This window comes from Bifidobacterium felsineum, assembly GCF_002802915.1.
Lineage (GTDB): Bacteria > Actinomycetota > Actinomycetes > Actinomycetales > Bifidobacteriaceae > Bifidobacterium > Bifidobacterium felsineum.
Map to the genome: position 1 here is coordinate 20,599 of NZ_PEBJ01000007.1, position 24,985 is coordinate 45,583.

A 24,985-nucleotide genomic window follows, 5' to 3' on the forward strand; every position below is an offset into this window, starting at 1 on the left:
CATTAATCCATCACCGGTATATCACCGGTATAAACCATGCTTGCCGATGTATTGCACCACACCGTCTGGGACCAGATACCACACCGGCTCGTTCTGATGCGCGCGGCGGCGCACATCCGTGGAGGAGATGGCCAATGCGGGAATCTCCAATGTGTCGACTTTGCCCTCCGGCAGCTTCACGCCTTCCGGAGAGGAGTAACCGGGGCGGGTGACGGCCACGAAGTGGGCCAGATCCCACATCTTCTCGGCGTCTTTCCACTGCATGATCTCCGCCACGGCGTCCGCACCGGTGATGAAGAACAGTTCGGCGTCCGGGTGTTGGGCGCGAATATCCTTCAGCGTATCGATGGTGTAGGTGACGCCCGGGCGGTCGATGTCCACACGGGAGACCGTGAACTTGGGGTTTGACGCCGTGGCGATCACCGTCATCAGATAACGGTCCTCCGCGTTGGTGACATGCTTGTCCAGCTTGAATACCGGCCGGCCGGTGGGCACGAAGATCACTTCATCCAGGTCATACACCCACGCGACTTCGGAGGCCGCGACCAAGTGCCCGTTGTGAATAGGGTCGAACGTGCCACCCATAATGCCGATGCGCAGGCGCGTATGCCAGTTGCCGCGTGCGGAGAGCCGACCTTTGCCGTGTCCGTTCACGCCGGCCTGACCGGATAGGTCGGACATGCGGCGACCTGTTTCCTCCTGTGCTACGGCCGCGAGTTCCGTGGGTTCGCTAGCGCTCATGCCTGACCGCTTTCGTTGGCTTCGGCGGCCTGGCCGTCTGCGGTCTCGGTCTCATGTTCAATCTCGTCGGCCGTGGGATCGCTTTCCTGGGGGTCGATTTTGCCCATGTCCTCGTCCCACTCGTCCTGCACCACGCGGCGGATTTCCGCGAAGGTGGGCAGCGGGAATTCCGGCTGATACAGGCGGCGCACTTCGGCCACGCGTTCGGTGATGCGGATCAGCGTATCGGTCATGCCGTCGATATCGCCATCGTGCTCCATCTGGCTGAACTTGGAAATATAGCTTTCCATCAGCTCCATATGTTCGCGCACGACCTTCAGCTGGGCGTCGGTCAGGTCCACGACTTCCGGGGAATCGGTCTCCGGCCAGCCAATGAGCACGGCGTCGGCGTATTCCAGGGAGGCGCGTTGCGCGGCGGAGGCGATGCCGTCTTCGATCTGAACAAGGAATACGTAACGGACGATGCTCAAACGTTCAGCGGCGATTTTGAGCCCGATTTTCGGGTCTTGAGGCTCTGCGGTGTTGGTCTCAACATTTTCGCTCATGCGCGTACCTGTCCTGTTCCGTATCCAATCCATTTGGTCGTGGTCATTTCACGCAATCCCATCGGCCCTCGGGCGTGCATCTTCTGCGTGGAGATGCCCAGTTCGGCGCCGAAGCCGAACACACCGCCGTCGGTGAATCGCGTGGAGGCGTTGACCATCACTACAGCAGAGTCTATACGCTTGGTGAACGTTTCGATGGCCTCATAGTCTTCGGCGATGATGGATTCCGTGTGCCCGGTGGAGTGCCGGTTGATGTGGGCGATGGCTTCATCAAGGCCGTCCACCACCTTGACGCCCATTTTGAGAGCCAGATATTCGGTATCCCAATCCTCTGCGGTGGCATGGTTGAGCTCGATGCCCTCAATGGCGGCACCCTGGATGATGTCATAGGAAATCGCGTCCGCCTGCAGTACGACGTTCGCCTGTGCCAGCGCGGCAGCGATCGCCGGCAGGAAGTCAGCTGCCACATCCTTATGAATCAGCAGTTTTTCGGCGGCATTGCACACGCCGACGCGCTGGGTTTTCGCGTTCAAAATGATGGGGATCGCCTTGGTAAGGTCGCCGGATTTATCGATGTAGATGTGCACGTTGCCGGCACCGGTCTCAATGACGGGAACCTTGGAATTACGTACGACGGCTTGGATGAGGCCGGCGCCGCCACGCGGCACCAGCACATCGATATGCCCGCGAGCCTCCATCATGGCGGTTGCGCCCGCACGGCCGTACTGATCGACGGATTGCACGAGCGCGGCATCGAAACCGTGAGCTTCAAGTACCGGGGCAATCACACCGAGTGTCGCGGCGTTCGTGCGCTCCGCCGCATGGCCGCCGCGCAATATAGCGGCGTTGCCGGATTTCAGGCATAGGCTGGCCACGTCCACGGTGACGTTTGGACGGGCCTCGTAAATCATGCCGATGACACCCAGTGGCACACGGGTTTGGGTCAGTCGAAGACCATTGGGCAGGTTGTATCCGCGAACGATCTCCCCTACCGGGTCAGGCAATGTGGCCACGTGGCGCACGCCTTGTGCAGCGGCGGCTACACGCGGCACGTCGAACAGCAAACGGTCGAGCTTGCCTGCGTCCATGCCGCTTTCCTTGGCTTCGAGCATGTCGAGGCTGTTGGCCGCCTCGATGTCTCCGGCATGTTCGTCCAGCGCATCGGCGATGGCCAGCAGCAGATCATTCTTGGACTCGGTGTTCGCCCTGGCAAGCGATTCCTGTGCGCGTGCGGCCTTATCGGCCTGCTCGCACACGGCATCGAATATTTCAGGACTCAGTGCTTCGCTCATAACAGACAAGGGTAGCTCACCATGTGGCATATCGCTTGTTTCGGCTCGGTTTTAGGCATGGAAAAGGCTCCCTTTTCAGGGAGCCAGTCAGTTTCACGGCTGAGTCACAGACTCAGCGAGTCGATCAGTGAATCTGGTCGAGGTCCGGGTACAGCGGGAAGTCCTCGACGAGCTTGTCCACGCGGGCCTTGAGGCTCTCCACATCAGCGGACGGGCCGGCTGCGAGCGCGGTGCCGATGATGTCGGCGACCTCCTCGTATTCCTTCGGTCCAAAACCGCGGGTGGCGAGCGCGGAAGTACCGATGCGCAGGCCGGAGGCGACCGATGCCGGGCGCGGATCGAACGGCACGGTGTTGCGGTTGATGGTGATGCCGCATTGGGCGAGCAGGTCCTCGCCCTGCTTGCCGTCCATCTCGGAGTTGCGCAGGTCGACCATTACCAGGTGCACGTCGGTGCCGCCGGTCAGCACGGAGATGCCGTTGGCCTTGACGTCGTCGGCCATCAGACGGTCGGCGAGGATCTTGGCGCCGTCGAGCGTGCGCTGCATACGGTCCTTGAACTCCGGGGTGCCGGCCACCTTGAAGCTCACAGCCTTGCCGGCCACCACGTGCATGAGCGGGCCGCCCTGCTGGCCGGGGAACACGGAGGAGTTGAGCTTCTTGGCGTACTCCTGCTTGGCCAGGATGAAACCGGAACGCGGGCCGCCGAGCGTCTTGTGCGCGGTGGAGGAAACCACATCGGCGTACGGCACCGGGCTCGGGTGCAGGCCGGCGGCCACCAGACCGGCGAAGTGGGCCATGTCGACCCAGAACTTGGCGCCGACCTCGTCGGCGATCTCCTTCATGGCCTTGAAGTCCTCGATGCGCGGGTAGGCGGACCAGCCGCCGATGATCATGGCCGGGTGCACTTCAAGTGCACGCTGGCGGATGATCTCAGGGTCGATGCGGAAGGTCTCCGGGTTCACGCCGTAGGCTTCGGCATGGTAGAACTTGCCGGAGAAGTTGATCTTCATGCCGTGGGTCAGGTGGCCGCCGTGGTCGAGAGCCAAGCCGAGCACGGTGTCGCCGGGCTTGACGAGCGCCTGGTAGACGGCGGCGTTGGCCTGGGCGCCGGAGTGGGGCTGCACGTTGGCGTATTCGGCGCCGAACAGCTTCTTGGCTCGTTCGCGGGCGATGGTTTCGATCTGGTCTACGAATTCGCAGCCACCGTAGTAGCGGCGGCCCGGGTAGCCTTCGGCGTACTTGTTGGTGAGCACAGAGCCCTGGCACTGCAATACCGCGCGCGGCACGAAGTTTTCGGAGGCGATCATTTCGAGGCCACCCTGCTGGCGGCGGAGTTCGGAATCAAGCAGCTCGGCGATTTCCGGATCTGCAGCGCTGATGGGAGCGTTGAAAGCGTCGGTTGCGGTTTGTGCATGGGATGAAGCGGTCATCTGTGCTCCTTAAGGTGTGGATAACGACTGGTTTGCCGTTCGTGTTGCACTGTATTGAACTTTTGTAGCGGGACTGTTTCACGCAGCCGCGTTACGTCTCACCACATGGACGTGTTTCACGGTTCATCGCAACCATATGGACGGCTCGATCGGCAGCCTGGGAAACGAGATGGAACCGCCTACTGCCCATAGCGCAAGGTAGACTAAAGAGGATTTTCAAACCTTTTCTGGCTCCAAGATTCAAAGGATTATCGTGGCTACCACCTTCCATTCCACTCGCAGCACCACCGATTCGCTGACCGCCAAGCAGGCGATCCGCAAGGGCATCGCCGATGACGGCGGCCTGTTCGTCTCCGATTCCCTGGGCCAGACCAAGGTGGATATCGCCGACTTGGCCGGCAAGACCTATCAGGAGATCGCTTCCGACGTGCTCGGCGCACTGCTGCCGGACTTCACCGCCGAGGAGCTCGCCCAGTGCATCGCTGACGCCTATGGCTCCCAGTGGTCCGACGAACGCATCACCCCGTTGAAGCCGCTGGGCGAGGATTACATCCTCGAGCTGTTCAACGGACCGACCTCCGCGTTCAAGGACGTGGCCCTGCAGATTCTGCCGCGTTTCATGGCGCACACCACGCCGTCCGACGGTGACCCGAATGAGAAGATCATGATTCTCACGGCCACCTCCGGCGACACCGGCAAGGCCGCGCTGGCCGGCTTCGCCGACGCTCCGGGCACCGCGATCACCGTCTTCTACCCGGAAAGCAAGGTGAGCCAGGTACAGGAACTGCAGATGACCACGCAGATCGGCGCGAACGTAAACGTGGCAGCCGTGGAAGGCAACTTCGATGACGCCCAGTCCGCGGTCAAACGCATCTTCGGCGACAAGATTCTGGCCGAGCGCCTCGCCAAGGATTCGCATGTGGTGCTTTCCTCAGCCAATTCCATCAATGTGGGACGCTTGGTGCCGCAGGTGGTCTACTACTTCTCCGCATATGCGCAGCTGCTCGCCGACCAGGTGATCAATGTCGGCGATGAGGTCGAATTCGTGGTGCCGACCGGCAACTTCGGCGATATTCTCGCCGGCTACTACGCCAAGCTGCTCGGCCTGCCGGTCAAGCACTTGGTGGTGGCCTCCGACAAGAACAATGTGCTGTTTGACTTCCTGACCACCGGCACCTACAACCGTCAGCGCCCGTTCTTCCAGACCATCTCCCCCTCGATGGATATTCTCATCTCCTCGAATTTGGAGCGTATGCTCTACTACTTCTCCGAGGGTGACACCCGCCTGATCGCGATGCTGATGAACGATCTCAACAAGTGGGGCACCTATGAGATTCCGGAGGAGCTGCTCGCCAAGATCCGCCAGCTGTTCGGCTGCGGCTGGGCCAATGAGGATCAGGTGCGCGAGATGATCGCCGACTGCTGGAACAAGAACCACTATGTGATTGATCCGCACACCGCCTGCGCGTACTTCGTGGCCCAGCAGATGCCGCGCGATCCACTGACCCCGCGCGTGATTCTGTCCACCGCGAGCCCGTACAAGTTCCCGCGCGTGGTGAACGAGGCCCTGGGCTTCGACGCCACTGGCACCGATTTCGAATGCATGGATGTGCTGGCCCGAGAAACCGGCACCACCGCCCCGGCGGCATTGCGCGGACTAGAGCATGCCAAGGTGCGTTTCAACACGGTCGTGCCGATTGACGGCATGGAACGTTTCGTGGCCAACGCCGCCGAAGCGCTGTGAGGTGAAACTTAGCTTTCTTAACGAAGTCAATTGAGGGGAGTCCAGGCATGTCGCCGGACTCCCCTCAATCGTATTATGCCCGGTAATCCGATATGTACGCCATCATCATATCAAACATATTAAGTTGTTTGCGATGTTTGATATGATGGTATTGGTATGCACAAGTATTCGATGATGGAGGCACGCATGTGGACGGAAGATGAGATTGACGATCTACTGAATCCGCTGCGTTCAGCACAATCGGATACGCAATCCATTGAAATCAAGGAGGCCGTGGGAGGTTTACCCGTCTCCTTAGCCGAAACCGTTTCCGCATTTGCCAACGGCACCGGCGGCATCATAATTCTTGGTGTTTCAGAACATAACAATTTCGCTCCTGCGCAAGGATTCCAAGCAAAGCCCATTGCCGAAGCACTGGCGCAAATGTGCAGGGATAAAATCACTCCTCCCCTGCAACCGCTCATTGATATAGCCACGTATCGTGATTCCACTGTTGTTATTGCGGTTATCGATGAAGCTGATCCGCTCGACAAACCTTGTTATGTTCGCACTCGAGGACGGTACAGCGGCTCGTTCATCCGTATTTGGGACGGCGACCGCAAGCTCAGTCATTATGAAATCGACCGACTATTGGAAAACCGCGCACAGCCCACGCATGATCGAGCATTGGTGGAAGATGCCACCATAGGCGATCTCCTGCCCGATTTGCTGCAGTCCATTCTCACTACGCGCCGAAAGCAAAGCCCACGCATCTTCGGCAATCTCTCCAACGAGGAAGCCATGCAATCACTGGGAATAGCTGAGCCCGATGGCACTGGTACGCTTCGGCCGACCGTGGCAGGTCTGCTGGTTGCCGGCAATTATCCTCAGCAATTCATGCCACGAGTGAATATCACGTTCACTTGCTATCCGGGATACGACAAAGTCTTCGCAGGTGGAGTGAAGTTCATCGACAACTGCTCTTTTGACGGTCCGATTCCAGAAATTCTCGACAATGTATTGAACGCGGTGCAAAAGAACATGCGCATCGGCGGCGTATTGGATGGTCCATTCCGCAAAGACACCTACGAGTACCCCGAAGACGCGGTGCGCGAAGCCGTGGTCAACGCCATCATGCACCGCGATTACTCTCCAATGGCACAGGGAGGGCAAATTCAGGTCAATATGTATAAGGATAGGCTGGAAATACTCAATCCGGGCGGACTTTATGGCGATGTGACCTTGCAATCCATCAGTAGCCCAGGAGCAACATCCACACGCAACCAGACACTTGCCAAACTACTGGAGTGCACCCCATTTCACGGCGGTATGGTAGCGGAGAACCGCGGCACTGGCTACAGCCTCATCAATCGCCTCCTGCAGGACAACGGCAATGGCGAGCCTGAAATCTACAGCACGTTGAACACGTTCTGCGTCACTTTCCGCTCGTCGGACACCTCAAAGCTGCCGGACAGTCGCAGGGACCCAAGGTATGCGAAGTGGTCGGATCGCCCTGATGTCGATTACAGCTCCCAGCAAGGTTCATCTCACAGGGAATCGGCAACCACATCCCGGCCAAAAATCATTCCTTTCCCGCAAAGCACCATTCACGGTACCGAATTATCCAATCAGGAGATGTACAACCGATATGCAAAAGACATTCCCGGATTAAACGAAGCCTATGCGCGTATTCTTGGCATCCGTTCCGAGCCACTTACCGCTAACGGCGAATCGACATTGGAAGAAACCCTGATTCAACTGTTAATGGAGCGCGGCGTCGCGCAAACGCCCGAACTGGTGAAAGCCACTGGAGCTCCACGATCAACCGTCACCTATCAATTGCGCAAAATGCTTGACAAGGGCATCATCGAACGCACGCAACCGGCAAGGAGCCCTAAACAATCGTATCGATTGAAAACCGCATAAACGTTGGAGAGTCCGACACCTTTTCAAGGAAGGTGTCGGACTCTTCAACGTCGCTTTGCGTCCTATGCAGAATCACAGTTCCTTGGTGCTCCAGATACGCAGGGACATGCGGTAGGAGACGATAAGGGACACGATGGCGATGACTCCTATCACAACCCAACCGATTGGCGACACTGTAATGGACGTGGACAGCACCTGCGAGCGCAGACCGTCAGGCAATAACAACAGGATGATCTGTACAGCGAAGAACACGGTGATCGCGCCGGTGAACAACCTCGAATAAGCCTTGACGAAATCACCACAGGAGTAGAACACCGGAATCACTATGGCAGCCAACACCACGAAAGCGGCCATGGCGAGCGGCATGACCGTGACAAGCGCGCTCAAGCCGATGCCGAACCATAATCTGGACAGTGCGATTTCGATGCCGAGTTCCGCAAAGCAAATCAGGAACAGCAGACTCGCGGAGCAGTAGCGCATATTGACTTGCGTACGGCGGGATACCGGCATCACACCAATCATCCGAGCTGAGGCCAGCTGATTGTCACTGTTGAATTGGAACAATACGGCGATAGAAGCGACCCAGTACATAACGGTCAGATATGCCATAACCGTGAGCGGCAGACCTGATTCATCTGGCCCCGATTGCCAGGTGAACGCGGTAAATACCAATGGGGCCAGGAATGCGATAACGTTCATCACCGCGGAATTGCCGGTGAGGGCAGCGAAATCCATACGGACAGCGATACGCTCGGCATGCAGGTGAATACGCTTGCTCAATGCGGATACCATCAGAACTCCTTAGCGAGATAGATGTGCAGCGATACGGCGAGCGAGACCGCTGCAGCGACCGCTGCCAGAACCACTCCGCCCAAAGCCAGCCAAATCATGCCTGCGCCCGACATCGTCTCGGTCAACGACACCGCCCATGAGATGAGCGCGTCAATCGCAGCAGGAGCCAGTTTGGCGAGCAGTGCGAACACAGCGGCTATCGCCGCACCGAGCCCAATGCAGATGAGCATCATCGTCAGCAACGCCTTCTGATAAGTGAACCGGTAGCACAGTGGAAGCAGCACCGATTCGAGCAGCGCATACATCACAACCGCAGCCAGCACAGATATTATCAGCCCAGAAAACTGAATCGTTCCGGATTCAAATAACATGCCAGCGCCGACGCAAACCGCAACTTCCAACGCCAGTGCCAGCATGCATGCGCTGACCACGAGATACCGGCCAATCACCTGATGAATACGACGAACCGGAATGACGCCGTTCATCCAATTATTCTGCCCTTGCTGTTCAAAGGTGAATGCGTTGAGCGGCAGCAAGGCAAGCATCGCGGAGACACCACCGATAGCGGCTCCGGGCATATAGCTGACACCGCCCGAGATGCTTCCGAGCAGTATTATCGCCGCAGGAAACCCTATGAGCAGAACCAGTATCGAGAACACACCCTGTGAAGTAATACGCCGCACGTCCAGCATGAAGGCACGCAATACTCCGGTCATCATGCCACCTCCATCGCATGTACAGCGCCATCCACGTTGGTCAGACGGATGATGTCGTCAATGGAAGCGGGTTCGGCGGCGAGCGGCGCCCAGCGTCTCCCCTCCTCAGCCTTGAGTCCCTCGAGCTTGTCAAGGTCCTCGGTACGCACGAGCGCGTCGAAGCCGGTCTCATAGCGGTGGATGCCGACCGCGACGCCCTTGACGTCAGGCGCCAAATCATCCGGCCCGCCTTTGACCAGTCGGAAGGATTCTTCGAATTCATCCTTGGGACCGGTGAAGTAGAGCTTGCCGCGCGTGATGTAGGTGATGAAGTCGGCGGCCCGCTCGAGGTCGGCGGTGATATGTGTGGAGAAAAGTACGCTGCTTTCACCGTCCGCGATGTAGTTCTGGAGGATGTCCATGAGCTCGTCGCGGGCGAGCACGTCGAGACCGCTGGTGGGCTCGTCCAGCACCAGCAGCTTGGCGTCATGGCTCAGGGCCACAGCGAGCATGAGCTTCATCTGCATGCCGCGGGAAAGCTCCTTCACACGCTTCTTGCGGTCCAGGCCGAAGCGTGTGAGGTAGCCGTCGAAAGCGGCATGGTCCCATGCGAGGTACATTGGCGCCATGGCCCGCTCGACTTTGTTCACCGTCCACGTTTCGATGAAATAGCTGGAGTCGAAGACCACGCCGAGGTTCTCCTTGACGGTTTCCTCATCGGCGATATTGTCGAGGCCCAGCACACGGATTTCGCCGGCATCGCGGTGGATCATATTAAGAATCAGCTTGATCAGCGTGGATTTGCCGGCACCATTCGGGCCGATGAGGCCCATGATGTAGCCAACCGGCAGGTCGAAGGTGATGTCGTCCAGCGTGAAGCCGGAATCGTAATGCTTGGTTGCGCCGGTGATGGACAGCGCCATCGGCGATTGATCAATGGTCATAGCAATGCCTTGTCTTTCATCGGATGACGAGCAATAACCAATGCATGCCATCCATGTAACTACCCCTCAGTCATGCTTCGCACGACAGCTCCCCTGACAAGGGGAGCCTAGGAAGGAAGTTTCTGGTATTCCTCGGTGAGCATCGTTTCCAAATCGGCAAGCGGGATATCGGCGGCCTTGGCCGCACGGACGGCCTCGGCGAGGCTCTCGCGGGCTTGGGACTCGAGTTGATTGCGCATCAGCTCATTGCCTTTGTCCATCACGAACGTGCCTTTGCCTTGGATGTTCTGCACCACGCCCTCATCGGCCAGCTCGTTGTACGCCCTGGTGACGGTGAGCACGGAGATGCGCAGTTCCTTGGCCAGCTTTCTTAAGGAAGGCAACGCCTCCCCTGCTTGGAGTTCGCCGTTCAGCACACTCGCACGGATTTGGTTCTTGATTTGCTCGTAAATGGGTTCACCGGACACGGATGAGATGATCAGTTTCACCTATGCCCCTTTCGATTGTTTTCGTTATAGCGCTCGCAGCTGTTTAGCTGTTATGCAACACAGTATAACTGTTATTGCCAACTGTCAAGGTGTGTTGCATAACAGTACAACAGCGCAGTCTGGTGGTATGAACATCCCCTACGTGGCAATGTGTGAACACTTGATAAACAATGCCGCAGGAGCACTTCCCGTCTACGAGTCGAAACATCCAATATGCCTACAATGGCAACGGAAAGGGGCTTGCTATGCCAAACAACGTTGTTACCTTGCGCGCTACAGAGCCAAATGATTACCCATACCTTGAAGCCTGGTGGAATGACGCATCCGTTGCGGACGGATGCCGAGTCACCACTGACGCCCTTCCGCGGGAACGGGTGGACGCCCAGTTCCACGGATGGAGCGACACCGACGACGAGCACCGATTCGGTCGGACCGTGTTGGATCCAGGCGGCATGCCCATTGGTCACATCGCTGCCTGGGATTGCGAGGATCCGGATCGCGACGCCACGATGGGTATCCTCATCGGCCCGTATTTCCAAGGCCTTGGCTATGGCAACCAGGCCATGAAACTCGGCATCCAGCTCGCCGCCGAACAGCTCAAGGCAAAAACCATCACCGTCAAGGTCTGGTCGTTCAACCTGCGTGCCCGTCATATGTATGAGTCCCTTGGATTCAAGGAGGTTGGCCGCAAGGCCGAGGTTGTGGAGCGCGACGGCCACGTCTATGACGAAGTCGTCTACCGCGCACCGACTGCCACGCTGCTGGAGCGCATCGCCTCTGAAAAGGTGGAGCGTCAGGAAGGTGAGGAGTTGGAGCGTCAGCGGTTCAAGTCAAATCGCAGCGCGGATCTGCAGTCGATTTTCTAGCGGTTCCCTCACACGAATAAAGCCGTCAGCATCGTATTTCATCGATGTTGACGGCTTGTTGTTTTCAGCAATCAAATGCTACAGGCGTGGCGCATCACGGAAGTCATAGAGCGTACCATCGGCAACGCGCGTGATTTCAGGCCAATCGGAGGCCGAGGAATCGTCATACATGGCCCAGGCCTGCATGCCGGCCGACTTGGCGGAGCGAATCGCCACCAGCAAATCCTCAAATACTGTGCAGTTCTCCGGCTTCGCTCCGAGACGGCTTGCGGCCAGCAGATACACATCCGGCTTGGATTTGCCCACTCCCCCGGCATCATCGACCGAGACAATCGCATCGAAGAATTCGCTCATGCGCAGATGGTCAAGCGCCGCAGTACGCAGCTGCGGCATCAATGTAGTGGCCACGGCGAGACGCACGCCGGAACCTTTCAGTTCGCGCAGATACTCCACCGCCCCCGGCTTGGCTTGGACCGTGGTGCCATAGGCAACACGAGCCATTTCATCCCATTCGGCCATCAGTTGTTCAGGCGTATCCGGCAAATGGAATCTATCGATGGTGTATTCGGCGATTTCTCGGAACTGCATCGATGCCACGGTGATTATGTAATCGGCAGGCACAGCGATACCGCGGCGGCCAAGGAAATCGATGTCGATCTGATTCCAGACGCCCATCGAATCAAGCAGGGTACCGTCAAGATCGAAGATAGCGGCTTTCTGCGATTTCATACGTGTTTATCTCCTCAAATACTGTCTCTCCCTCAGTCAGCTTCGCTGACAGCTCCCTCATCAGAGGGAGCCTATATAGATCACAGCACCGACTCCTTGAGCAATTCGCGGGCGTGGTCGAGGGATGCTTCGGATTCGGAACCGGAGAGCATGCGTGCGATTTCATGCACGCGCGCATCGTCGGTGACCTCGTCCACGGTGGTCACCACGCCCACGGCATCATCGTCGGCGTCCGGCGGAATCTTGGTGACTACAAACTGGCTGTCTGCCCAAGAGGCGACCTGCGCCAGATGCGTCACCACAATCACCTGGGAGGTGCGAGCCAAGCGCGCCAATCGTTTGCCCAACTCGACCGCGGCCTTGCCTCCGACTCCGGCATCGACCTCATCGAAGATGAACGTCATGTCGGAAACGGCACCTGATCCGGAAGACCTATCGGACTCGCCGGCATGCATATCCGCCGCCGACAATTCCAGAGCAAGCATCAATCGGCTCAGCTCACCGCCGGAGGCGCTTTTGCCCATGGCCAGCTGCGGTGAACCTTCATAGGGGGTGAACAGGAACGCGATATCATCACCGCCGTTGGCATCCAAAGCGCTGTCACCATGGCGCGGCGCCACACGAATCTCCAATGAGGCCCCAGCCATGGCCAATGATTCCAATTCGGCGGTCACTCGCCCGGCAAGACGCTTCGCCGCTTCAACGCGCACCGCACTCAACGCGGCCGCGGCTTCTTCGGCTTTGCCATGCAGCACATCACGTTCGGCTTCCAATTCCGAAAGCTTTTCAGGCGAAGCGTCCAAGTCTTCGATTTCAAACGCCGCTTTGTCTCGCCAGGCGATGACGTCCTCCAACGTGGGTCCCCAACGGCGGGTCAGTTCGCCAAGCTCATGGATGCGCGCATTCAATGTATCCAGGTCGGCATCGCCGAAGTCTTCGTCCAAGTGGCCGGACAGCGCGAACACCACGTCCTGCAGTTCGGCGTTCAACGATTCGAGACGGTCGGCGAGTTCGCCGAAATCCCCGGATGCGTGGATACCGCGCAACGCCTGCGACGCCTGCAACAACAAATCGGAGGCACCGGCACCGTCCGAGGACGCGTCGAATTCCATTTGGGAGGAGTCCAGGGCCGCGAGCGCGCGGGAGACTCCTTCAGCGATGTCCGCCGCGTTCTCGATGCGATCGCGCTTGGCTTTCAGCTCTTCGTCTTCCCCGGGCTGTGGATTCACCTCGTTGATGTGGTCGACTGATTCGCGAAGGTAATCGGCGCGCTGGCGTGCGGAGGATTCCTGCGAGCGCAGTCGCTGCAACCGTTCATCCAATGCGGTGAGTGCACGCCAGGCTTCACGGTAGGCGTCCAGCTCCTGCTCGTTGCCCGCCGCATGGTCCAGGAATTCGCGTTGGCGCGATGTCGAGGCGATTTTCAACTGCTCGGTTTGCCCGTGAATGGTCACCAGTTCGCCGGCGACGCCGGCAAGCACTGATTTCGGCACGCTTTTGCCGCCCAATACGGCACGGGAACGACCGGCCGCTTTGACGGTACGTGAGAGGAACAGCTCGCCGTCTTCGGCATCGACGCCCGCTTCATGGGCGATTCCGGCAGCCGGGGCATTATCGGTGACGGCGAAGATGCCTTGCGCCCAGGCTTCGTCAGCGCCTGCGGTGACGCGTCCGGCATCGGCGGGGCCGCCGGAAATCAGATTCAATGCCGAAAGCAGCATGGATTTGCCGGCACCGGTTTCGCCGGTGATCGCGGTCATGCCGGGAGCCGGCGTAATCTGCGCCTCATGAATCGGGCCTAGATTGCGGATATCCAGCTCTTCGAGCATCAGCTGTTCACCTCTCCGGCATGGCCTGCGACTTCAGAGTCTTTGGCATCTCCAGGCACCGCTGCCGTGTGCATCGTATCCGGCTGCTCCTGATGGGCGTGCGATTGACCGGCGGCCTCGGCCCTGGCGTGTTCGCGCCACCCGACCACGGGAAGGTCGAATTTGGATACCAATCGGTTGGTGAAGGGCACACCGGAGAGTCGAGCTAGACGCAGCGTATCGCGGGATTCACGCACAATAACACGCGTTCCTTGCGGCAGCGCACGTTGCCTGCGCCCATCACAGCAGATCCATCCTTCGGACATGGATTCATCCAGGATATCGATGGAGAAGGTCGATCCCGAACCGATGATCAACGGCCTTGCGAACAAGGCATGAGCCGCCAGCGGAATCAGCTGCAGAGCCTTGACATTCGGCCATATCACAGGGCCTCCTGCGGAGAAGGCGTATGCGGTGGAACCGGTGGGTGTGGAGACGATCACGCCGTCCGCACCGAACGAGTTCATTTCCACATCGTCCACGCGAATGGAGAGCTCGACCATCTTGCCACGGTCCGCACGCTCCAATGTGATGTCGTTCAACGCCCAATCCTCGATGGGCTCGGTGGCGCCCGGCAGCCACACATCCACATGCGCGATCATGCGTTCGTCGATGTTGTAGTCATGCTCGGCCACCCGGCGAATCGCCTCATCGATCTGGAAACTCTCGAATTCAGCCAGGAAACCCACATGCCCCATGTTGACGCCGAGAATCGGCACCTGCGTGCAATGCACCAGCTCGGCGGCGCGCAGAATCGTACCGTCGCCGCCCAGCACCACGACGATTTCCGTATCGTCGGGGACGGCCGGCGGCTGCACGCCGAAATCAGGTGCCTCGGTGTTGTCGATGATCGTGACTTCGAAGCCCGCCACGCGCAGTTGGCTCACCGCCTCGGACACTACGGTTCCGGACTGCCTGAGCCTGGTATGCGTCACTATTACCGCATTACGTTTGGCCATGACGTCCTCCTTCACAGTATGGCGATGTCGCCGATGATCGACTGCACTAGTGACCATCCTAACCGCCAATCAAGCCATCGAACATAATCCAGGCCCAATCGCACGCAATCCGTGGCACTTGAACTTCCATGGAGTCGATTATCGTAGAGCAACGGCATACAATGACATCGTCCGTGCTTTGCGGACGGACCGGAGCATACGACAGTTTGAGGAAGTAACGGAAACCATGTCCAACGACTTCGATGAATCCTTCCTCAACAAGCAGGATTCAACAGGGTTATCCTGGTGGTTCTCCAACGATGAACCGAACAGCAAGAGCAAAGCCCAGGTCAAGCGAGAGGCACGTTCCGCACGCCGCATTCGCCGCATCGGCCTTACCGACAGGCTCCTCAGCCACCCAGGGCGACTCTCCATCCTGTATTTCCTCGTATTGATCGTAATCGTCACATTGTTGCTGCTGTTGCCGTTCTCCACGCATGACTGGGTGTTCACCAATTTCCCGGCGGCGTTCTTCACCGCCGTCTCCGCCCTGTCGACCTGCGGCATCCCGGTGGTGAACACCGCACAATACTGGTCGATGTTCGGCCAGGTGGTGATCCTCTTCTCCATTCAATTCGGCGGCCTCGGCGTGATGACGTTCGCCTCCATGGTGGCGCTTGGCGCCTCCCGCCGCCTCAAGGTCTCCCAGCGCATGCTCACCGCCAGCGAGCTGGGCACCACGAAGCTTTCCGAAATCAAAAGCGTGCTTTCGGTGGTGTTCGCCACGTTCGCCATAGCCGAAAGTCTGACATTCGCCCTGCTGCTGCCGGAACTGTTCCGCGTGAATCGCGGTCAGATCGGCCGCACGCTCTGGCAGGCCCTGTTCTACGCCGTCTCCGCCTATAACAACACCGGTTTCACACCGGACGCCACGGGCCTGCATATCAACCGTTGGGGTGTGGGTCTGCCGATTCTGCTCAGCGCATTCGTCGGCACGCTCGGCTTCCCGGTGGTGCTGAATGTGGTGCAATGCGCCCGCAAACGGCTGCATCCGAAGCGTTGGACGTTGCACACCAAGCTCACGCTGACCACCACCGGCCTGCTGGTGCTCGCCTCCCTGGTCTGGTTCCTGCTGGTCGAATGGGGCAACACCGCCCTGTTCCCGGCCGATGACCCCAGCATGAAACTACGCCGTGCACTCTCCGCCGCCGTAATGCCGCGTTCGGCTGGATTCGATATTTCCTGGGTGCCGGAAGTCTCCAATGAGACCAAGGCGTTCATGAGCATGCTGATGTTCATCGGCGCGGGATCGTCTTCCACCGCAGGCGGCATCCGCGTCACCACATTCGCCGTGATCGTATTGATCTGCGCCGCATCCTTCACCGGGCATCGCGATGTGACGGCGTTCCACCGTCGTCTCCCCCGGCGTATCCAGATGACCGCCGTTTCGGTGACCACCGCCTGCTTCTTCCTAGTGTTCGTGGGCGCGGTATCGCTCATGTTCGTGACCGGCTGCAATTTCGTGGACGCCATGTTTGAAGCCTGCTCCGCATTCTCACTCGGCGGCTATTCCGTCGGTGTGGCAAATGCCGGCAATCCTGCATGCCTGTTCATTCTCGCAGCCGAAATGATTGTCGGCCGTCTCGGCCCGCTGACCATCGCCTATTCGATTAGCAGGCCGATGGCGCCGGAGCCCATTCGCTATCCGCAGGAAAACATCATCGTCGGCTGATTCGCTCGTCTTATTATTCTTAGGTTCATAACACGTTTCAGGAGGTTCACCATGGCATCCAAATCAAGCGGCAGCAAAAGCGTATTGGTCATCGGCCTCGGACGATTCGGCGGCTCGGTGGCCTCCACGCTTGACGCCATGGGACAGGATGTGCTCGCGGTGGACAAGAACCCTGAAATCGTGGCCCGCTGGTCCGCTCATCTGCCCACGATTCAGGCTGATATGACCGATGTGATGGCCATCGAGCAAATCGATGCCTCCCAGTTCGATACCGCAGTCGTCGCCATCGGCGACAGCATCGAATCCTCGGTAATCATCACCGGCAACCTGTTGGACGCCGGCATCTCCGACCTATGGGCCAAATCCGTCTCCCAGGAGCATGCGCGTATTCTGCAGCGTATCGGCGCCCGTCATATCATCAACGCGGAAACCGACGCCGGCAAGCGCGTAGGCCATCTGGTGGCCGGCAACTATCTGGATTACATCGAAATCGATGGCCCGTACACGGTCGTCAAGATTCACACGCCGCTGTATGCCGTGGGCCGCTCCATCGAAGACGTGCAGGTGCACGACAAGTACGGCGTGACGGTAGTGGGCATCAAGGCCCCGGGCAAGGAATTCCAATACGGGTCACGCGAACTGGTGATGCATCGCAATGACGAGCTCATCATCATGGGCAAGCAGGATCAGATCGATCATTTCATTCAAGGCTGATCCCACCCGAAGAATCACCCCCATCCCCCCCTACTCTGCGAACATCGTGGCTCAAACCAAGCGTTCGGCGCTTAGGCTGAATCACGATACCCAAAGAAGGAGGGGGTTTACGATGACCGAGCATTCTGCGGATTGCTCAATGGTTCAAAGTGGCATCTACGACCTCATCAACGTGGAAGATGATGCCACATTCGCAAACGGTGTGAGGTTCAGAACCGTTATGGTGGAGGGCACCCTTGAAGCCCCGAAAATTCAAGGTGACAGCCTGATCATTGATAATGGCATCGTTCGGTGTTCCGGAAGAATCCACGTAAGACGCATAAGCGGCCGCGGCACACTTGAAGTCAAAGGCGACATCATATGCGAAAGCATCGAGATGACCGGAAGCGTGAATACCGATGGAAATATTCGATGTTCGGGCGATATGAACATCACGGGAGCGCTGCGCAATGCGCACCACATCATCGCCGATAATCTCTCTATGCATGGCGTACTGCATGGCAATGATATCGATGGGCGCGTGATCTTCACCCAACCATTGCACAGTACGATGTTTTCCCGTTTCGGCATGCCTGATTATCAGGCGCAAAGTCGCGTCACATTGATCAAAGCCTCGGAAGTATCCGCATGCAAACTCATCTGCCGCACCATAAAGGCGGATTCCGCTTCCCTGAGGGAAGGCAGCGCCGTGGAACATGCCATATGCTCCACCGCATTGGGCACGGACACGACCTCCAACGTGATGTTGTTGAAGGGTGCCTGTCGCCGTGTTCACTTGCGTACGGCATAGAGCAGATATTCGGCGTTGCCGTGTGTCCCCTCAATGGGGCTATCGGCGGTGGCGCGGACTTCCAGATCGTGTTGGTTCGCGCAGTTCACCACGCGATCGAGCGCCTGCTCGCGCAAGGATGGATCTTCAACGATGCCGTTCTTGCCCAGGCCGGCTCTGCCGACCTCGAACTGCGGTTTGACCAACAGCACGATCTGCGCGCCTGGTTCGCTGATGCGTTCGATGACCGGAATCACATATGTGAGCGAGATGAACGATACATCGGATACGATCATCTGCGGCGACCACGGCAAATCTTCTGCTTCGACTTCGCGGATATTGACGCCGCTCATCTCGATGACTCGCGAATCGTTTGCGATACGGGGGTCGAGCTGACCGTGGCCAACATCCAAAGCGATTACCTGATCCGCTCCCCTGCGTAGCAGCACATCAGTGAATCCTCCCGTGGAAGCGCCGATATCCAGACAACGCAGCCCCTGAGGCCCGGTAAGCCCTTGTTCGGCGAACATCTCGAATGCGCCAAGCAGCTTGTAGGCTCCGCGCGATACATAATCGTCGCCTTTGTCCACGGCGAGTTCGCTATGTGCGGCCTTGACCATGTATGACGGCTTGGTGATGGTCTGTCCATCGACTCGCACATGCCCGGCTTTGATCAGGCGCTGCGCTTTGGCACGTGATTCCACCAGCCCCGCAGCCACCAGCATCATGTCGAGCCGGTCAAGTGGCGTGGAAGGGTCAAGCTGCTGTTGGGACATATGATTCCTCGGGATGGATGAATACGAATGCCGGAAGAACGTAGACCGTAAGAATTCCGTAGTCGGCCATTACCGGTTTTTGACCGACTACTGGCGGTTTTCGTCGAGCTCATGTTGCAGGGCGGACAACACATCTCTGAACGCCTGCAGCTTGCCGTCATTGTCTTTTGAGTCGAGATCGGCGAGCTGCGGGAAGCGTTCGGCAAGGTGCGTATGCTCCGATGCGTTGTCCGTATTGTCCGTCATCGCAAGGCCTTACAGCGTAAATGCCGGAACGGTGCTTGCATCGAGGTGGGCGCCCTTATCAGCGGCCTCCCATGCCGCGCATACGGCGGCGCGCAAGGCGTCCATGCTGCTGGAATCGCTGACCTGCACTGCTCCGTTCTCAAACCAGGCGCTGGCTTTGCGGCATTCCCACGTGCCGTCTTCGGCACGGACCGGTTCAGGCTGCACGTTGGCCAGTTCGCGCAAATCCTTGGCGATGAATGTCGGCCGCAGATGTGCCGGTGCGAGCATCAGTTCCGTAGGATTGGTGACGCCGGTCAGCACGGCCAGCGAATCGTAGCCGCCACGGTTGCCGGCCTCGATATCCGTATCAAGACGGTCGCCAATGGCGATGGAAGATTCCTTGGGGACCAGATCATGGCCTTCGGCGGCGTTCAGTTCGCGAGCCTCATCGTACATGTAGGCTTCCGGCTTGCCGGCCGAAGCCACTGGCTCGACACCGGTGGCGGCGATTACCGCCTTGATCATCGAACCACAGCCGGGTGCGATGCCCAGCTCGCGCGGAATGGTCAGATCTCGGTTGGTCACGAAGTATGTGGCTCCGGCTTCCACCGCAAAGGCGGCATCCGCCATCATCTGCCAGGTCATCTGCGGGTACCAGCCCTGGATGACGGCTTGTGGATGGTCGGTAGGGCCGTCCACAATGGTCAGCCCATTGCGCTTGACTTCCTCACGCAGATGTTCCGCTCCCAGTACCTGAACGCGGGCGCCGGCCGGCAGAGCCTTGGCCACCATGCGCGCGGCGACCACCGAGGAGGTAATCACCTGCCAAGGCTCCACATTGAGGCCGAAGCCCTTGAGCTGGTCGGCCACCACATGCTGGAATCGAGAGGAATTGTTGGTGGTGTATTCGATGGTCATGCCAGCGTGTTCCGCAGCCTGAATGGAGTCGGCTGCGTATTCGACTGGATTCTTGCCGCGATACACCACGCCATCGAGATCAAGCAACGCAAGCTGATAGGTCTCGGCTAGGCTGCGACTGGTCCCTTTGAGGAATCGGGTCATGCTGGGCTCCGTCACTCCTCGGGAGTTTCGTCGGATTCGATGGATTCCGGCTGCTCGGCAGGGGTATCGGCCTCATCCTCGGCGTCTTCAGAGTCCTCAGAGTCTTCAGTCTCTTCGGATTTGTCGTCGGAATCATCGGATTCGGCTTCAACCTCGTCATCAGCGGAATCCTTGTCGGTTTCGGATTCCTCTTCTTCCGGCTCAGGTTCCGGAGCGTATTGGGCATCGGAAGGATCGATTCCCAACTGCTCAAGCACTTCGGAATCGTCGGTCAGATCAGCGAGGTCATGGTCGATGACCACATCATCGCTGTTTTCGTCGAAGTCCTCGTCGGCATACTGGTCTTCCAGACGATCCAGCACTTTATCCAGCTTCTCGGCTTCGCCATTGCGACCGGCTTCCTCGAGGAAGTACTGTTCCGCCTGAACGGCACGCATGCGGTATTCGCCCGGCAGACCTTGGGAACGGCCTACAGTGTGCACCACTTCGATGGCCTTGTCCCACAGTTCCAAGTCACCCAAAGCGCCGGCGTACACCAGGAACATCTCCACCTTGGGGGCACCGTGCAGCTGCTTGCCTTCCTCGGACTGGGCGATTTCCACGGCCTTCTTCGGGTTGCCCACGCCACGTTCGCAGTCAGCGATGAATGGAAGGTAGTCCTGGAAGCCGTTCATGCGGTATGCGGTGCGGAACTCACGCAGAGCAAGCTTGTAGTTGCCCTGACGGTAGGCCACGAAGGCCAGCGTCTCACGGGCGAAGTCGATGCGGGATGCCTGGCGGGCCACCCATTTGGCATGCTCGAGAGCGAGCTCCGGATCCTTCTCCTCCAGTGCGTAGGCGGCCAGAATATGCAGACCGATGTTCTCGGCGTGCTCCTTGGACAGGCCGCGAAGACGTTCGCGTTCATCCTTGGACAGCATGGACCATTCCATGCCCTTCGGCATGCGCGGCTCATCAGGGCGACGAGCGGTGTACGGGTTCTGGGAGGGGAAGCTCATCGTGCCGTCGGAGTTGCGGCGCGGACGGCTCATGTATTCGCTGCGTTTATTCTCGCGGTATTCGCGCTTCTCCTCGGCGTTGAATTCACGACGCTCGCCATCACGACGATCATCGCGGCGGAAGCCCTTGCGATCGTTGTCGCGGCGGAAACCACCACGGTTATCACGGTTGTCGCGATGGAAATCACGGCGCTCGCCATCACGGTTGAAACCGCGGTTGTCGCGGCGGTCATCGTCGCGGCGGAAGTTACGGCGGTCGCCGTCACGATGGAAATCACGACGATCGTTGTCGCGGCGGAAGCCACCACGCTCGCCATCACGGCGGAAGTTGCGACGGTCGCCATCGCGATGGAAATCACGACGATCGCCGTCATTGTGCTGGTAGCGCGGGTTCTCTCCCGCTTCGCCGTCACGACGAGGCTTGAAACCACCATCGCGGCGCGGACCGCCCTTGTGGAAGCCGTCACGGCGGAAGCCGCCGTGTTCGCCGTCCTTACGGAATCCACCCTTATGGAAGCCGCCGGACTTGCCATAGGACTTGTGGAAGCCGCCGCGGCTGTTCTCACCTTCGCCATCACGGCGAGGTGCGAAGCCCTCACCATTGTCGCGATGACGCGGCTTGAAACCTTCGCCGTCACGACGAGGCTTGAAACCACCCTTACCGCGCGGCTTGAAACCCTTGCCACCACGGTTGGAAGGGCGACGGTCGCCATAGCCCTTATGACCGCCGTAGGACTTGCCGGAACGCTCGTTACCTTCTGCCATCTATCTTTTCCTTAATCCCTATACTTAACGGTTTTCCACGGCGCCGAGCGCCTTCTTGCCACGACGAATGAGCGCAAAACGGCCAGCAAGGAAATCACCCTCGCCCAGCACCTGCTCCTCATCCTCGATACGGTTGTTGTTGAGATACACGCCACCGGACTTGATGGCACGACGGGCCTCCGAACCGGACTTGAACAGGCCGGCCGCCTGGGCGGCGTCAATCACTCGATCACCGGGCTTGGCCACCGGGAACACGTGCTCGCCGTTCTCGTCGACGACTTTGAAGCCATCCAGAACGGATTCAAGCGTTTCCTCGTCAATATCCTCAAGATTGCCGCCACGGCCGAACAATGCGCCGGAAGCATCAATGGCGGCCTGGGTTGCGGCTTCGCCATGCACAAAGCTGGTGACTTCCCAAGCCAGCGCCTTCTGCGCCTCGCGCTTGCCCGGGTTGGTCTTGGATTCTTCCACCAGACGCTCGATTTCAGCCTTGGGTAGGAAGGTGAACGCCTTCAGCAGGCTCTCCATCTCCACGTCCGGACGGTTGATCCAGAACTGGTAGAACTTGTAGGGGCTCAGCATCGTGGCGTCCAGCCACACTGCGTTGCCCTCGGACTTGCCGAACTTCTTGCCCTGTGCATCGGTGATGATCGGGCTGGTGAACACGTTCACATCCACTCCGCGCACCTTGTGAATCAGGTCAAGGCCGGAGGTTAGGTTGCCCCACTGGTCGGAGCCGCCGAGCTCAAGTGTGCAGTGGTATTCGTCGAACAGGTGAAGGAAGTCGTTGCCCTGCAGCACCTGGTAGCTGAATTCGGTGAAGGAGATGCCTTCCTCGGAGTTCAGGCGGCGTGCCACCGTATCCTTGGCGAGCATGGTGCCGAGGCGGAAGTTCTTGCCGACATCGCGCAGGAAGTCGATGACGCTCATCTGCGCGGTCCAGTCGTAATTGGATACGAAGCGCACCGGATTGGCGCCTTCGGTTTCCAGAATGCCACCGATCTGGTTCTTCAGACGCTCGGCCCAGCCGGCCACAACGTCCTTCGGATTGAGCGTGCGTTCGCCGGACTGGCGCGGATCACCGATCAAGCCGGTGGCGCCGCCGACCAATGCAATCGGATGGTGGCCCGCAAGCTGCATGTGACGCATATTGATAAGCTGAACAAGGTTGCCGATGTGCAGCGATGCGGCGGTCGGGTCGAAGCCACAGTAATAGGTGATCGGCTCGCCGTTCAATGCCGCTGCGAGTCGATCCCGGTCCGTGGACTGGGAAATCAACCCGCGCCATTCCAGTTCCTCAAGCAGGGTGTTGAAACCCGCTTCCTTGAAGTCGGTGACGTGAGCCATAGCGTGTAGCTTCTCCCTATCGAATTGTCTGATGAACGATGCTTAATTCTGTTTTCAAGCGTCTATAAGTCTCGCAGAACACACCGACAGTACCGCCTAAGCGGGTTTTCGCGTTCATCGGCCCCGACGGTACAGCTTTTCAAGAGTCTCACGCAGCTGTTGCAACGTATCGTTGTTGGAGGTGGTCTTCAGTCTTGGGAAGGATGCGATCATACGGCGCTGCTGACGGTTGAACACCGAATCGGCTGCATCCTTGATACGAAGCATGAATTCGGAAGACATCTCCCTGCCGTTCTGCCAGGACTCGCCGACCTTCTGGCCCACTGCGGACTGCACACCGCCGAATTTGTCGGAAGCGCCGCTGAGTGCGTCGGTGGCTTTGGCCGCAAGTCCGGCAGCCGCACCGCCGACCATACCGCTGGCCATATCGGTGGCCCCGGATACCGCGTCGCCCACTTTCTCTCGCACGGCGTCGCCGTACTTGGCCATGGCGATCTTGAACTGTTCGAGGCTCTGCTCGAAGTTGACGATGCCGCACACAGTGACGATGGTGTCGGCAATGGTCAGCGCCATCAGCACGATGAATAGCACATGGATGATCTGCAGCGGAATCATGTCGGTCACTCGCGCAACCTGAGGTTGGATCACATCGACGATCAGCACTCCCCCGATGCCGAATACCACGGCACCGAGCAGGCAGATGCGACCATTGAGATTGAATCGGAAATGCGAGTAATCCCACCATCGCGCGTGGAACAACTGCTCCATAGCCCATGAAGTGAAGTATTCAAGTACTGAAGCGCCAATCATCGCCAGAAAGAACAAGACGACCGGATTATGAATCTGGCCGAGAATCACTACACCGGCCACTGCGCCCGTGCCATAGATCGGGCAGAGCGGACCATTCAGGAATCCGCGATTCACCCAGCGATGCTGTTGGCAGGAGACCAGAATCGATTCATAGACCCATCCGGCGAAACTGTAGAAAATGAACCAGAGGAACAGGTATTCAAGAAACAGCATCATTGGCGGTTACCTGCCCTGCGTAATTTCCGGCCGCTGACGGCTCGATTGCAGCTCGGCACGCAGCGGCTTGGCCGGTAGCGCCTTCTTATGGAATCGGCCCATCGAGAGTGTCTCGCGGGTGGCGGAGATCTTATCCGCCAGGGTGACGAGATAGCCTTCGATATAGCGCGGTGGAATCGGCGTCATCGGGAACATGTGCTTTTCGATGCTGTCTCGTTCGATGGCGTTGAGTTTGAAGTCCTTGAGCGCATTGACCAGCGCGGCATGCCCGTGGGTGAAACCATGCCAGCGGTGGGTGCCGTTATCCCAGTCATGCCAGTCGTAGAGGAAATAGTCATGCAGCAGTGCCGCACGAATCAGGGATTTGATATGCACATGACGCCATAGGTGCGCACGATCGGCCATCCATACAGCGAGGCATGCCACGCGAATCGAATGCACGAAGGTGGTGACGTTGCCGTGCTGATAGCAGCAGCGCTCAATCTCCATATGGTGATGTTCGATGATTTCGCTGCCGTGCTTGGCAACCAGTTGTTGAATCTGCGTACGAGTGAGCAGACGTCCCACGGTATCGGGCTCCTCGGAATTG

24 protein-coding genes are annotated in these 24,985 nt (G+C 58.6%); 6 read left to right on the forward strand and 18 right to left on the reverse strand.

Going from position 1 to position 24,985, the window contains the following annotated elements; genetic code table 11:
* Positions 1 to 21 precede the first annotated feature (21 nt).
* The 4 genes from nadD to glyA form a co-directional block, all read right to left on the reverse strand.
* Entirely contained in the window at positions 22 to 741 is a 720-nt protein-coding gene (gene nadD, locus CSQ86_RS09335) for a nicotinate-nucleotide adenylyltransferase (RefSeq protein ID WP_100494869.1), read from the reverse strand.
* The gene (locus CSQ86_RS09340; protein WP_100494870.1) at positions 738 to 1,286 is read right to left on the reverse strand and encodes a phosphoribosylglycinamide synthetase; all 549 of its coding nucleotides are present in this window, start codon (positions 1,284 to 1,286) and stop codon (positions 738 to 740) included. The genes nadD and CSQ86_RS09340 overlap by 4 nt, the downstream gene beginning before the upstream one ends.
* Entirely contained in the window at positions 1,283 to 2,578 is a 1,296-nt protein-coding gene (locus CSQ86_RS09345; protein WP_100494871.1) for a glutamate-5-semialdehyde dehydrogenase, read from the reverse strand. Before CSQ86_RS09345 ends, CSQ86_RS09340 begins: the two co-directional genes overlap by 4 nt.
* A 124-nt stretch (positions 2,579 to 2,702) precedes the next feature.
* Positions 2,703 to 4,010, reverse strand: a complete 1,308-nt coding sequence (gene glyA, locus CSQ86_RS09350) for a serine hydroxymethyltransferase (RefSeq protein ID WP_100494872.1) — start codon at positions 4,008 to 4,010, stop codon at positions 2,703 to 2,705.
* 253 nt (positions 4,011 to 4,263) lie between these two features.
* On the opposite strand from glyA, the gene thrC reads away from it, so the two are divergent.
* Positions 4,264 to 5,754, forward strand: coding sequence for a threonine synthase (thrC, locus tag CSQ86_RS09355; protein WP_100494873.1), 1,491 nt, complete (start codon positions 4,264 to 4,266; stop codon positions 5,752 to 5,754).
* 186 nt (positions 5,755 to 5,940) lie between these two features.
* The gene (locus tag CSQ86_RS09360) at positions 5,941 to 7,659 is read left to right on the forward strand and encodes an ATP-binding protein (protein ID WP_165773837.1); all 1,719 of its coding nucleotides are present in this window, start codon (positions 5,941 to 5,943) and stop codon (positions 7,657 to 7,659) included.
* A gap of 72 nt (positions 7,660 to 7,731) precedes the next feature.
* Here the strand turns inward: CSQ86_RS09360 and CSQ86_RS09365 are convergent, their stop codons facing one another.
* The 4 genes from CSQ86_RS09365 to CSQ86_RS09380 form a co-directional block, all read right to left on the reverse strand.
* Complete coding sequence (locus tag CSQ86_RS09365) at positions 7,732 to 8,451, reverse strand: ABC-2 transporter permease (protein ID WP_100494875.1); 720 nt, start codon at positions 8,449 to 8,451, stop codon at positions 7,732 to 7,734.
* Positions 8,451 to 9,170 (reverse strand): ABC-2 transporter permease, encoded by a 720-nt coding sequence (locus CSQ86_RS09370; protein ID WP_100494876.1) that lies wholly within the window; start codon positions 9,168 to 9,170, stop codon positions 8,451 to 8,453. The genes CSQ86_RS09365 and CSQ86_RS09370 overlap by 1 nt, the downstream gene beginning before the upstream one ends.
* Positions 9,167 to 10,096 (reverse strand): ABC transporter ATP-binding protein, encoded by a 930-nt coding sequence (locus tag CSQ86_RS09375; RefSeq protein ID WP_423734814.1) that lies wholly within the window; start codon positions 10,094 to 10,096, stop codon positions 9,167 to 9,169. The genes CSQ86_RS09370 and CSQ86_RS09375 overlap by 4 nt, the downstream gene beginning before the upstream one ends.
* A gap of 101 nt (positions 10,097 to 10,197) precedes the next feature.
* Entirely contained in the window at positions 10,198 to 10,578 is a 381-nt protein-coding gene (locus tag CSQ86_RS09380) for a GntR family transcriptional regulator (protein ID WP_100494878.1), read from the reverse strand.
* A 245-nt stretch (positions 10,579 to 10,823) separates the two neighbouring features.
* Between CSQ86_RS09380 and CSQ86_RS09385 the strand changes: the two genes are divergently transcribed.
* Positions 10,824 to 11,444, forward strand: a complete 621-nt coding sequence (locus CSQ86_RS09385) for a GNAT family N-acetyltransferase (protein WP_100494879.1) — start codon at positions 10,824 to 10,826, stop codon at positions 11,442 to 11,444.
* A 78-nt stretch (positions 11,445 to 11,522) separates the two neighbouring features.
* On the opposite strand, the gene CSQ86_RS09390 is transcribed toward CSQ86_RS09385, so the two are convergent.
* From CSQ86_RS09390 to CSQ86_RS09400, 3 genes are all read right to left on the reverse strand, one after another.
* Positions 11,523 to 12,173 (reverse strand): HAD family hydrolase, encoded by a 651-nt coding sequence (locus tag CSQ86_RS09390; protein ID WP_100494880.1) that lies wholly within the window; start codon positions 12,171 to 12,173, stop codon positions 11,523 to 11,525.
* Positions 12,174 to 12,253: 80 nt separating this feature from the next.
* Positions 12,254 to 14,002, reverse strand: a complete 1,749-nt coding sequence (recN, locus tag CSQ86_RS09395; protein ID WP_100494881.1) for a DNA repair protein RecN — start codon at positions 14,000 to 14,002, stop codon at positions 12,254 to 12,256.
* On the reverse strand, positions 14,002 to 15,000 hold the full coding sequence (locus tag CSQ86_RS09400; protein ID WP_243387806.1) for an NAD kinase: 999 nt from the start codon (positions 14,998 to 15,000) through the stop codon (positions 14,002 to 14,004). The genes recN and CSQ86_RS09400 overlap by 1 nt, the downstream gene beginning before the upstream one ends.
* 226 nt (positions 15,001 to 15,226) lie before the next feature.
* Between CSQ86_RS09400 and CSQ86_RS09405 the strand changes: the two genes are divergently transcribed.
* The 3 genes from CSQ86_RS09405 to CSQ86_RS09415 are packed head-to-tail and all read left to right on the forward strand — an operon-like array spanning position 15,227 to position 18,215.
* Complete coding sequence (locus tag CSQ86_RS09405) at positions 15,227 to 16,711, forward strand: TrkH family potassium uptake protein (protein ID WP_100494882.1); 1,485 nt, start codon at positions 15,227 to 15,229, stop codon at positions 16,709 to 16,711.
* A gap of 51 nt (positions 16,712 to 16,762) precedes the next feature.
* On the forward strand, positions 16,763 to 17,425 hold the full coding sequence (locus CSQ86_RS09410; RefSeq protein WP_100494883.1) for a potassium channel family protein: 663 nt from the start codon (positions 16,763 to 16,765) through the stop codon (positions 17,423 to 17,425).
* Positions 17,426 to 17,471: 46 nt separating this feature from the next.
* Positions 17,472 to 18,215, forward strand: a complete 744-nt coding sequence (locus tag CSQ86_RS09415) for a bactofilin family protein (protein WP_243387807.1) — start codon at positions 17,472 to 17,474, stop codon at positions 18,213 to 18,215.
* Here CSQ86_RS09415 and CSQ86_RS09420 read toward each other — a convergent pair.
* The 7 genes from CSQ86_RS09420 to CSQ86_RS09445 form a co-directional block, all read right to left on the reverse strand.
* Positions 18,197 to 18,970 carry a TlyA family RNA methyltransferase gene (locus tag CSQ86_RS09420; protein WP_100494884.1) on the reverse strand — a complete coding sequence of 258 codons (774 nt, stop codon included), beginning with the start codon at positions 18,968 to 18,970 and terminating at the stop codon, positions 18,197 to 18,199. The genes CSQ86_RS09415 and CSQ86_RS09420 overlap by 19 nt on opposite strands.
* Before the next feature lie 87 nt (positions 18,971 to 19,057).
* Positions 19,058 to 19,216, reverse strand: a complete 159-nt coding sequence (locus CSQ86_RS09805) for a hypothetical protein (RefSeq protein WP_165773838.1) — start codon at positions 19,214 to 19,216, stop codon at positions 19,058 to 19,060.
* Positions 19,217 to 19,225: 9 nt separating this feature from the next.
* Complete coding sequence (locus tag CSQ86_RS09425; RefSeq protein ID WP_100494885.1) at positions 19,226 to 20,260, reverse strand: HAD-IIA family hydrolase; 1,035 nt, start codon at positions 20,258 to 20,260, stop codon at positions 19,226 to 19,228.
* Between the two features lie 11 nt (positions 20,261 to 20,271).
* Positions 20,272 to 22,023 carry a hypothetical protein gene (locus tag CSQ86_RS09430; RefSeq protein ID WP_100494886.1) on the reverse strand — a complete coding sequence of 584 codons (1,752 nt, stop codon included), beginning with the start codon at positions 22,021 to 22,023 and terminating at the stop codon, positions 20,272 to 20,274.
* A gap of 24 nt (positions 22,024 to 22,047) precedes the next feature.
* Positions 22,048 to 23,370: a tyrosine--tRNA ligase gene (tyrS, locus tag CSQ86_RS09435; RefSeq protein ID WP_100494887.1), complete on the reverse strand. Its 1,323-nt coding sequence runs from the start codon at positions 23,368 to 23,370 to the stop codon at positions 22,048 to 22,050.
* Between the two features lie 114 nt (positions 23,371 to 23,484).
* The gene (locus CSQ86_RS09440; protein WP_207761582.1) at positions 23,485 to 24,396 is read right to left on the reverse strand and encodes a putative ABC transporter permease; all 912 of its coding nucleotides are present in this window, start codon (positions 24,394 to 24,396) and stop codon (positions 23,485 to 23,487) included.
* A gap of 6 nt (positions 24,397 to 24,402) precedes the next feature.
* The gene (locus tag CSQ86_RS09445; RefSeq protein ID WP_100494888.1) at positions 24,403 to 24,963 is read right to left on the reverse strand and encodes an HD domain-containing protein; all 561 of its coding nucleotides are present in this window, start codon (positions 24,961 to 24,963) and stop codon (positions 24,403 to 24,405) included.
* Between the last annotated feature and the right edge of the window lie 22 nt (positions 24,964 to 24,985).